The sequence below is a fragment of the Fretibacterium sp. genome (assembly GCF_057312375.1).
Genome location: NZ_DBHLDX010000096.1, coordinates 2,927 through 4,938, shown reverse-complemented (window position 1 = coordinate 4,938; position 2,012 = coordinate 2,927). Strand labels below are relative to the sequence as shown.

The 2,012-nt window shown below is 61.5% G+C and carries 2 protein-coding genes; both read left to right on the top strand.

Features of this window, described 5'->3' with window-relative positions:
• A partial coding sequence (locus ACO41U_RS09875) for an ABC transporter substrate-binding protein (RefSeq protein ID WP_485943602.1) occupies positions 1-1,133 on the top strand: 1,133 nt, incomplete at its 5' end.
• A gap of 104 nt (positions 1,134-1,237) precedes the next feature.
• A partial coding sequence (locus tag ACO41U_RS09870) for an ABC transporter substrate-binding protein (protein WP_485943600.1) occupies positions 1,238-2,012 on the top strand: 775 nt, incomplete at its 3' end.

Here is a 2,012-nt window from a genome sequence, read left to right as displayed (position 1 = left end):
CGATGATCGAGGACGTCAAGAAGATCGACGATTATACGATCTCCGTGCACCTCAAAAATCCTTTCACGCCGTTCCTCTATGTCTTCAGCGAGGTCTGGGGTGGTGTCGTCTGCAAGAAGGTCGTCGAGGAGATCGGCACCGAGGCCCACAACCGCGCCCCGATCGGCACCGGTCCCTTCAAGTTCGTGAAGTGGATCAAGGGCGACCGGGTGATCCTGGAGCGCAACGACGACTACCATGGAGAGAAGCCGCAGTTTTCCAACCTGATCATCCGCGCGGTCCCCGAGGACTCCGTCCGGGTGATCGAACTCGAGAGCGGGGCGGTCGACGTGGCCTACGCCGTCTCCGTAAACGACTTCAAGCGCGTGGAGGAGACCCCCGGACTCACGCTGATGAAGCGCAAGTCGCTTCAGGTGGACTTCATCGTGTTCAACTGCTCGAAGCCCCCTCTCGACAACGTGAAGGTCCGTCATGCGATCGCGAAGGCGCTGGATCTTGAAGGGATGCATCAGGCGATTTACCGTAGCGAGGGCTACGTCCCCGGCGGTCCGATCCCCTACGACATGCGCTACTCCGACCAGAGCCTCAAGGCTCCGAAGCAGGACGTCGAGGGAGCGAAGAAGCTGCTTGAGGAGGCCGGGGTCAAGGACCTCACGCTGACCCTCATGACGAGCGAATCAAAGCAGCGTGTCGACGCCGCCACCATCATCCAGGCTCAGCTTGAGGAGATCGGCGTGAAGGTAGACATCCAGGTCATGGAATATGGCGCCTTCCTTGATAAGGTCGACCGCGGGGAACACGACCTCGCCCTCGGCGGCTGGGGCAACAACCTCCCCGACCCCGAGTTCGCCCTGACCCGCCTCTATCACTCGCGTGCCCTCAACGTCACCAACAACGCCTTCTTCAGCAACAAGGAGTTCGACGCACTGCTGGACAAGGGCGTTCAGGTGCCGGAAGGCCCCGAGCGCGAGGCGGTCTACAAGGAGGCTCAGAAGCTCTTCCTGGAGCAGATGCCCACCCTGTATTGGTCCGTTGGTGGGATTGCCGCCGCATACGGCCCCCGCGTCCAGGAGTTCCCGATGCACATCCGCGGGATCTACGAGCTCTCAAAGGTGAAGCTGAATCAGGAGTGATCCTGACTCCGCAAGGGTTTCTAAAGGGGCTTCCCCGCCGGTTCTTTGCGATTTTGAAGTCCCGTCGGGGAGGATAAATCCATTTGGAAGGAAGTGCGCGTTTCATGAGAAAGGCATTCGTTTTACTTGCAGCCCTGTCCCTGTGCCTTGTACCGATGACGGCCCTCGCGGCCGAGGATACCCTGGTCGTAGCGAACGGCGCGGATATCCGCGTCCTCGATCCGCTCCCCAGTTCGGAGAACGTCTCGGCCAACGTCCTGCTCCAGATGTTTGAAAACCTGGTGTTCATCGCCCCGGACGGCTCCCTGGAGCCCATGCTGGCAGAGAGCTGGGAGCAGCCGACGCCGACGAGCTACGTGTTCCACATCCGCAAGGGGGTCAAATTCCACAACGGCGAGGAATGCACCGCGGATGACGTGAAGTTCACCCTCGACCGGGCTAAGACCCCCCTCGGGACTTCCGCCCATGCCCTGATCAAGGACCTCCAGGACGTGGAGGTCCTGGACCGCTACACCGTCAAGCTCAACCTTGGGCGCCCCGTCACCCCCTTCCTTTACGCCCTGGGCGAGTCGTGGGCGGGCATCGTCAACAAGAAGGCCGTGGAGGAGGGCGACCCCGCCAAGAACCCGGTGGGGACCGGTCCCTTCAAGTTCGTCAGTTGGAAGAAGGCGGACCGCGTAACCCTCGAGCGCTTCGAGGACTATCACGGCAAGAAGCCCAACTTCAAGACGCTGGTCGTCCGGGCGATCCCGGAGGCCTCGAGCCGCACGATCGAGCTTCAGAGCGGGGCCGTGGACGTCGCCTACCGCATCCATTTCTCCGACTTCGAACGGATCGAGTCCGACAAGAACCTGACCCTGCTGCGGCATCCCTCGAACC